General features: G+C 68.3%; 6 protein-coding genes. 4 read left to right on the forward strand and 2 right to left on the reverse strand.

The features are described 5' to 3' along the window. Positions 1–40 precede the first annotated feature (40 nt). Together cysD and cysC are read left to right on the forward strand one after the other, a co-directional pair. Positions 41–847 (forward strand): sulfate adenylyltransferase subunit CysD, encoded by an 807-nt coding sequence (gene cysD, locus QOZ99_RS11940; RefSeq protein ID WP_306890181.1) that lies wholly within the window; start codon positions 41–43, stop codon positions 845–847. An 11-nt stretch (positions 848–858) separates the two neighbouring features. After that, positions 859–2,799 carry an adenylyl-sulfate kinase gene (gene cysC / locus QOZ99_RS11945; protein WP_306890182.1) on the forward strand — a complete coding sequence of 647 codons (1,941 nt, stop codon included), beginning with the start codon at positions 859–861 and terminating at the stop codon, positions 2,797–2,799. A gap of 65 nt (positions 2,800–2,864) precedes the next feature. Here the strand turns inward: cysC and QOZ99_RS11950 are convergent, their stop codons facing one another. Further along, a complete protein-coding gene (locus QOZ99_RS11950; RefSeq protein WP_306890183.1) occupies positions 2,865–3,617 on the reverse strand; it encodes a DUF429 domain-containing protein in 753 nt (250 codons plus the stop codon). Between the two features lie 126 nt (positions 3,618–3,743). Next, a complete protein-coding gene (locus QOZ99_RS11955) occupies positions 3,744–4,916 on the reverse strand; it encodes an NAD(P)/FAD-dependent oxidoreductase (RefSeq protein WP_306890184.1) in 1,173 nt (390 codons plus the stop codon). Between the two features lie 122 nt (positions 4,917–5,038). On the opposite strand from QOZ99_RS11955, the gene QOZ99_RS11960 reads away from it, so the two are divergent. Together QOZ99_RS11960 and QOZ99_RS11965 are read left to right on the forward strand one after the other, a co-directional pair. Beyond that, a complete protein-coding gene (locus QOZ99_RS11960; RefSeq protein WP_306890185.1) occupies positions 5,039–5,938 on the forward strand; it encodes an HpcH/HpaI aldolase/citrate lyase family protein in 900 nt (299 codons plus the stop codon). 68 nt (positions 5,939–6,006) lie between these two features. Next, positions 6,007–6,210, forward strand: a complete 204-nt coding sequence (locus tag QOZ99_RS11965; RefSeq protein WP_183189283.1) for a DUF1737 domain-containing protein — start codon at positions 6,007–6,009, stop codon at positions 6,208–6,210. The last annotated feature ends 333 nt before the right edge of the window (positions 6,211–6,543 follow it).

Consider the following 6,543-nt stretch of genomic DNA (forward strand, 5'->3'; position numbering starts at 1 on the left):
GTTCCCGCACAGACGGGCCACGATAAACCGGGTTCTCATCATGTCCACCGCCGATGATCGGCTCGACGAGCTCGAGGCTCAGAGCATCTACATATTCCGCGAGGCTTTCGCGCGAATGAAGCGCATGGCGCTCCTGTGGTCGCTCGGCAAGGATTCCAACGTGATGATCTGGCTGGCGAGGAAAGCGTTCCTCGGCCATGTCCCGTTTCCCGTGCTTCATGTCGATACCGGCAGGAAGTTCAGGGAAATGTATGATTTCCGCGACCATTATTCCCGCGAATGGGGGCTCGACCTGCGCGTCGACCCGTGCCCGCCGCTGGAGCAGATGGACCCGACCCTGCCGCCGGCCACCCGCTCGGCCGCGCGCAAGACCGAAGGGCTGAAGCTGGCGCTGGAGAAATACGGCTTCGACGCCGTGGTCGCCGGCATCCGCCGCGACGAGGAGGCGACCCGCGCCAAGGAGCGGGTATTCTCCCCGCGCGGGCTGGAAGGCGACTGGAACGTGCGCGAGCAGCCGCCGGAATTCTGGGATCACTTCAACGCCACGCTGCCGGCCGGCGCGCATTTACGCGTGCACCCGATCCTGCATTGGACCGAGCTGGATATCTGGGCCTACACGAAGCGGGAGAACATTCCCGTCATCCCGCTGTATTTCGCGAAGGACGGCAAGCGCTACCGCTCGCTGGGCGATCAGGACATCACCTTCCCGGTGGCGTCGGAGGCGGCGACCATTGACGAGATTCTCGTCGAACTCGCCACCACCAAGGTGCCCGAGCGGTCCGGCCGCGCCATGGACCATGAGTCCGAGGATTCCTTCGAGCGGCTGCGCGTCGCCGGTTATCTGTGAGAGGGGCGATCATGTCCGCCAACGTCACCGTTCTTCCCTCCGCCCCCGTCGACGCGGCCGACCGGCAATTGGTGCGCATCGTCATTGTCGGCCATGTCGACCACGGCAAGTCGACACTGATCGGCCGCCTGCTGCACGAGACCGGCGGCATCCCCGCCGCCAAGATCGAGCATCTGAAGGCGATTTCCGCCCGGCGCGGCATGCCGTTCGAATGGTCGTTCCTGCTCGACAGCCTGCAGGCCGAGCGCGATCAGGGCATCACCATCGACACCAGCCAGATCCGTTTCCGCACCCCCTCGCGCGACATCATCCTGATCGACGCGCCGGGCCATGCGGAATTCCTGCGCAACATGATCACCGGCGCCTCGCAGGCGGACGCGGCGCTGCTGCTGATCGACGCCGCCGAGGGCGTGCGCGACCAGACCCGACGTCACGGCTATCTCCTGCACCTGCTCGGCGTGCGGCAGGTGACGGTGGTGGTGAACAAGATGGACCGCGTCGATTATGACGAGGCGGTCTTCCGCGCCATCGAGAGCGAAATCATCGCCTATCTCGCCGGGCTCGGCGTGCAGGCGAGCGTCGTCATCCCGATTTCCGCCCGCGAGGGCGACGGCGTCGCGACGCGCGGCACGCGCACGCCCTGGTTCACCGGGCCGACCGTGCTGGAGGCGCTGGACCAGTTCGAGCCGGCCCGCGCCCCGCAGGAACTGGCGCTGCGCATGCCGGTGCAGGCGGTCTACAAGTTCGACGACCGGCGCATCGTGGCCGGGCGCATCGAGACCGGCGGCCTGAGCGTGGGACAGGAAGTCGTCTTCCAGCCTTCCGGCAAGAGTGCGGTAGTGAAGACCATCGAGACATGGCCGGTGCCGGCGGCGGGCGAGGAGGTGACGGCGCTGCACGCCGGCAACGCCGCCGCGCTCACGCTCGACCGCGAAATCTTCGTCGAACGCGGCGAAATCCTGTCCGTGCCCTCCGCCCGCCCGCGCGCCACGCGGCGCATCCGCGTGCGGCTGTTCTGGCTGGCGGAGGAGGCGCTGGAGGTCGGCACGACGCTGATCGCCCGGCTCGCCACCTCGGAATCGCGCGCCACCGTCGCGGCGGTGCATGAAGTGGTCGATCCCGGCCACCTCTCCACCTTCGAATCCAAGCGCATCGGCCGCAACCAGGTCGGCGAGGTGGAACTGTTGCTCTCCCGGCCGATCGCCGCCGATCCGCATCGGCTGAACCCGCGCACCGGCCGCGTCGCGCTGGAGCTCGGCGGGCGCATTGCCGGCGGCGGGCTCGTGATCTCGGTGCTCGATGGCGAGGCGGCGCAGCCGGCGCCGGCGGCGCGCCACATCACGCCCGTGGCCTCCGCCGTGACGCGGGAGGAGCGGCTCGCCCGCTTCGGCAATGCTGGCGCGGTGGTGTGGCTCACCGGGCTTTCCGGCTCCGGCAAGTCGACGCTGGCGCGGGCGCTGGAGCGCCGGCTGTTCGATCGCGGCGCTCTTGTCACGCTGCTCGATGGCGACACGCTGCGCGCCGGGCTGAACAGCGATCTCGGCTTTTTCGATGCCGACCGGGCCGAGAATAACCGCCGGCTCGGCGAAGTGGCGAGCCTGCTCAAGGGCCTCGGCCATGTCGTGCTGGTGGCGGCGGTCTCGCCCTCGGCGCAGGCGCGGGCGCAGGTGCGCGCCGTCGTCGGGCCGGGCTTCTTCGAGGTGCATGTCTCGGCGCCGCTGGAACTGTGCGAGCAGCGCGACCCCAAGGGGCTCTATGCCAAGGCCCGCGCCGGCGAAATTCGCGGCTTCACCGGCATCGATGCGCCCTATGAAGCCCCGATCACGCCCGAACTGGTGGTGGAGACCGACAAGCTCGACCTCGCCGCCGGGGTCGACCGCATCGAGGCCCTGCTGGCCGAGGCCGGCGTGTTCCAGCTGCGCCCGGCGGCGGCGGACGATACCGGCTTGTGAGCCACGGAGCGTTGTCTTGGAAAGTCATGCCGGATCGCCTGGTCGGTCGTCCGGGATGACGCTCTCTACGCCCAGATGGCGATCGGCAGGCCGTGCGCATCCCGCTCGGGCGGGGAGGGGAAGCTGATCGCCTCCCCCCGCGCGATGCGCCCTGCCGTCCATGCGGCGGCGCAGGCATCGAGGAGGTCGTCCTCGCCCACGCTGATCGCGCGTGCCGTGAAAGGCGCGAGCGGGCCGGGCGGAAAGCCCGCACGCTCCAGCAGCGCGCGGCGCAGCAGGAGGCCCGGCTTGTGCGGGGCGTTCTTCACCTTCTTCGGCAGAGCGAGCGGGGTCTCGCCATTCATCATCCGGAAGCTCACTTCCGGGTGGCATTCGAACACGCGTGGCTGCAGCGCGGGATTGCCGCGCAGCCAGCGGTCGAGCTCGATGATTTTCGGGAAGATGTGAAAGCCCTGCCTGGCCACGGCGCGCGGCGGCTCGGAGGTCGCGCGGGCAATGGCGCAAGCGTGGCGGTAGCGCTCGTCTTCGGCCATGGTGGCGTCGACCCCGGCCTGGGCCGCGGCGCGCGAGGGCATGGAAAACACGCTCGATTGCCGCCCGCCCAGCAGCGGGCGTACCAGCCGCTCCGGCGCGCGGCCCTTCGCCATCACCTGCTCGGGCAGCCCGATCGGCATGTCCACCGCGAGAATATCCGGGCGCGACGGCCGGTCGAACAACTCGGCGAGCCGCGTGACCCGCTCGGCGCGGGCGGTGCCGTCCGGCTCGACGATCACCACCGCCCAGCCGCCTTTGCATCCGTCCGCGCCGGCGACGCGCATGGCGTATCTCCCGAGCGGCTCCGCTAGAGCTTTTCCGGTGAATTCCGGTTCACCGAAAAAGCTCTAGGTTATTGTTCTGACGTATTTTCTTCACGCGAACCGGAATCCACGTCGCTCGAAAATGCTCTAGATGATGTTCAACTCGGCATGCGGGCGCTGGGCCACGATCCGCTCATAGCCGAACACGTCGAGATCGAGCGAGACCGAGCGCCCCCGCGTGATCCACTCGGCGATGGCGCGGCCGGCGGCGGGCGCCTGCTGCAGGCCGTGGCCGGAGAAGCCGTTCATGAAATAGAAATTGGCGACTTCCGGATGCGGGCCGATCACCGCATTGTGGTCGAGCAGGTTCATCTCGTAATGGCCGGCCCAGGCGCGGACCACCTTGAGTTCCTCCATTGCCGGGATGCGATGGGCGAGATGCGGCCAGATACCGTCCTCGAATACCGACCAGTCGACCTCGAAATCACCGTCCGCATCCGGGTCCTGGTCCTCGGGCGGCGGCGCGCCGCAGATCTGGTAGGCCCCTTCCGGCCGGATGTAGAAGCCCGAGGGGTCGACCAGCAGCGGCAGCCTGGGCAGCGGCGTGCGGCAATGCACGACGAACACGCAGCGCTTGCGCCCCTCCACCGGCAGCGCGATATCCGCCATGGCGGCCACCCGCCCGCCGCGCGGACCGGCGGCATTGACCAGCGCGCCGCACCCGAAGCGCCGCCCGTCCTTGAGCGTGGCACCGGTGATGCGGTTGCCCGCGCGCGCGATGTCGACCACTTCGCCGGTGATGAACACCGCGCCGCGGGCCTTGGCTGCCGCGCGCATGCCGGAGAGGAAGGCATGCGCGTCGAACCAGCCCTCGCCGGTGAGCCCATAGGCGCCGGCGACGATGCCTTCCACGTTCAGCCAGGGGAAGGTGGCCGTCAGCCGCTCAGGGTCGAGCAGGGCGATATTGGCCCCTTCCGCCTGCTGTATCCGGTGATTGGCTTCCAGGATGTGCCGCCCCGCCTCGCTGGCGAGGATGAGATAGCCGCCTTCGTGCCAGGCGAGATCGACATCAGCCTCGAAACGCTCGCTTGCATTCCGGATGAAGTCGAGGCCGAACAGCGACATGCGGATGTTCTCGGGGATCGAGAACTGCTGGCGCAGCGAGGCGGCCGACAGCGTCGTGGAGGAATGCGCGAAGGTGGTATCGCGCTCGATCACCGCCACGCGGCCCTTGAAGGCCGGGTCGAGGGTGAGGAAATAGGCCGCCGCCGCACCCATGATCGCGCCGCCGACAATGAGAACCTCGAAAGTATCGTCCATGATCCGTGTCCGCTGGGGAGTTTCTGCGCCATCGCCTCGCCCGGCCGACAGTGTCGGGTTGGCAGTGTCCCGGCGAGGCGGATAGGCTCAATTCAGCCGTTTGCCAATTAGTCGAGCGAATCATGACAGCTTTCGTCCGTCCCCGCCGCAGCGCACTCTACATGCCCGGCTCGAATGCCCGCGCGATGGAGAAGGCGCGCACGCTTCCCGTGGACGCCATCATCATCGATCTCGAGGATGCCGTGGCGCCCGATGCCAAGCCGCAGGCGCGCGACGAGGTGGCAGCCACGCTGGCGCAGGGCGGCTTCGGCCCGCGCGAGGTGGTGGTGCGTGTCAATGGCCCCGAGACGCCCTGGTTCGAGGAGGATCTCGCGTGCATGGCCAGAGCCAGCGCGGCGGGGGCGGGGCCGGATGCCGTGCTGATTCCCAAGGTCGGCGACGCCGAGACGCTGCGCCTCGTCGGCCGGCGGCTGGAGGCGCTCGGCACGCCGGCCGCGCTCGGGGTATGGGCGATGATCGAGACGCCGATCGCCGTGCTCCGGGCGCTCGACATCGCGCTCGCGGCGCGCGACCCGCTCACGCGGCTGCGCGTACTGGTGCTGGGCACCAACGATCTGGCCAAGGAAACCGGCGCGCGCATCCTGCCCGGGCGGGCGCCCATGCAGGCCTGGCTGTCGCATTGCGTGCTGGCGGCCCGGGCCGGCGGGGCGGAGGTGCTGGACGGCGTCTGGAACGATTTTCGCGACGTGGCCGGCTTCGCGAGCGAATGCGTGCAGGCGGCCGATCTTGGTTTCGACGGCAAGACGCTGATCCATCCCGGCCAGATCGAGCCATGCAATGCCGCCTTCACGCCCCCATGTGAGGAAATCACCGCCGCGCGCGGGCTGATCGAGCTGTTCGACCGGCCGGAGAACGCAGCCAAGGGCGTGCTGCAGATCGAGGGGCGGATGTATGAGCGCATGCATGCCGACATCGCCCGCAAGAGAGTGGCGCTGGCCGACGCGATCGCCGCGCGGCCGTGAGGCCTGCGGCTGCCAGATATGCCGCAGCCAGACATGCGGCTGCCAGACAGTGGAGTGAGGACGAGACGATGAAGCTCTATCGCTATCTGACCGGACCGGACGACGTTTCCTTCTGCAAGCGCGTCTCGGCGGCGCTAAACAAAGGCTGGCAGCTCCAGGGGAGCCCAACCCTGACCTTCGATCCGGTGAAGGGTCGGGTGATTTGCGGGCAGGCGATCATCAAGGAAGTCGAGGGCGACTGGTCCGACGACGTGGTGCTTTCCGACCACTGAGCGGGTGCCCGAACACCAGTCGTGGTGCCGGTTTGCCGGGCAAATGGCGCGTGAAACTGCCCCGTCCCGAGGCAGATGGCGGCCGGATCCGGAGGGCCGGGAACGCCAGATTTTTCGCCTCGTGAGGGGCCGGAAAACCCGCCGAGAGGCTCCGCGAAAAAAAGGGACAGAAACGCTAACCAATTGAAAGGTAAGCATTTCTTACGATCCGAAGGCCAGTCATCCACAGCGTCGTGGCCCTGTCATTTTTCTGCAAGAAGGCCGTTGACAGATTGGGATGGCGGCCCCTATAAAGCGCCCATCGACGCGGCGCCACCGCAACGGCGGGTTCGG

It is taken from the genome of Ancylobacter amanitiformis (assembly GCF_030814815.1).
Lineage (GTDB): Bacteria > Pseudomonadota > Alphaproteobacteria > Rhizobiales > Xanthobacteraceae > Ancylobacter > Ancylobacter amanitiformis.

What these genes read in the sequence shown, in the direction of transcription:
- cysD (WP_306890181.1), top strand. Translation starts at nt 41, where the DNA reads ATGTCCACCGCCGATGATCGGCTCGACGAGCTCGAGGCTCAGAGCATC.
- cysC (WP_306890182.1), top strand. Translation starts at nt 859, where the DNA reads ATGTCCGCCAACGTCACCGTTCTTCCCTCCGCCCCCGTCGACGCGGCC.
- QOZ99_RS11950 (WP_306890183.1), bottom strand. Translation starts at nt 3,617, where the DNA reads ATGCGCGTCGCCGGCGCGGACGGATGCAAAGGCGGCTGGGCGGTGGTG.
- QOZ99_RS11955 (WP_306890184.1), bottom strand. Translation starts at nt 4,916, where the DNA reads ATGGACGATACTTTCGAGGTTCTCATTGTCGGCGGCGCGATCATGGGT.
- QOZ99_RS11960 (WP_306890185.1), top strand. Translation starts at nt 5,039, where the DNA reads ATGACAGCTTTCGTCCGTCCCCGCCGCAGCGCACTCTACATGCCCGGC.
- QOZ99_RS11965 (WP_183189283.1), top strand. Translation starts at nt 6,007, where the DNA reads ATGAAGCTCTATCGCTATCTGACCGGACCGGACGACGTTTCCTTCTGC.